Below are 755 nucleotides of genomic sequence, written 5' to 3' on the forward strand. Positions count from 1 at the left end.
ATCGCCGCGCGCGAGACGTGGCGGGCGCACTCCATCATCTCCCCGGCGGTGCGCGGCACCATCCAGGGGCTGGGGCCGGTGTCGTACCTGGCGGGGCTGCGGGCGCTGGTCGAGTTGCAACAACCCGCCTAAGCCGTCCCCACTTCGTTGACCGCACGGGCCACCGCGCCCGTGCTGCCTCACACGTACCTATGTACGAACCAGTTTGTTTTAACCACCCCAGAGGAAGACATGCGCGTAAAAGAAAAAACCACCACCCTCCCGGCCCAAGGCGGCCTGACCACCGAGCGCATCTCGCGCCGCTTCTTCGGCCAGATGCTGGGCATGCCCGCGCTGCTGGCCTCCACCGTCGCGGTGACGGCCTGCGGCGGCGGGGACGATGCACCCGTGGCGGGCTCCGAGGTCATGAGCCGCGCGGCCTTTGTGGCCAGCATTGCCGAGCTGTTCAACTGGGTGCATTCCTCCGAGTACAACGACCCCTACAAGGCCGTGCAGCCCACCTTTGTGGACGTGATCCTGGGGGCCACACCCCACGCCAAGCAGATCGAGATGGCGCTGGAGGAGTCGCTTATCAGCAACGTGGAAGGCTACTTCTACCCCGACAAGCCCATCACCCGCGAGGACGCAGCCGACATCCTTGTGAAGGCCTTCAAAATCCCCCTGAGCAGCACTAACGCCCTGGCCGGGTTTACCGACGTGGCCAGCGTCAGCCCAGCCAAGAGAAGCAGCGTCAACGCCATGCTGGCCGCAGGTTA

Annotated in this window: 2 protein-coding genes; both read left to right on the forward strand. The window is 65.6% G+C overall.

The window, feature by feature from the left end:
- On the forward strand, window positions 1-132 hold a 132-nt coding region (locus tag AC097L_RS25490; RefSeq protein ID WP_479589495.1), incomplete at its 5' end, for a type II 3-dehydroquinate dehydratase.
- 99 nt (window positions 133-231) lie between these two features.
- Window positions 232-755: S-layer homology domain-containing protein (locus AC097L_RS25495; RefSeq protein WP_479589493.1), on the forward strand; the 524-nt coding region annotated here is incomplete at its 3' end.

The sequence above is a fragment of the Rhodoferax sp. RT5P35 genome, assembly GCF_056521385.1.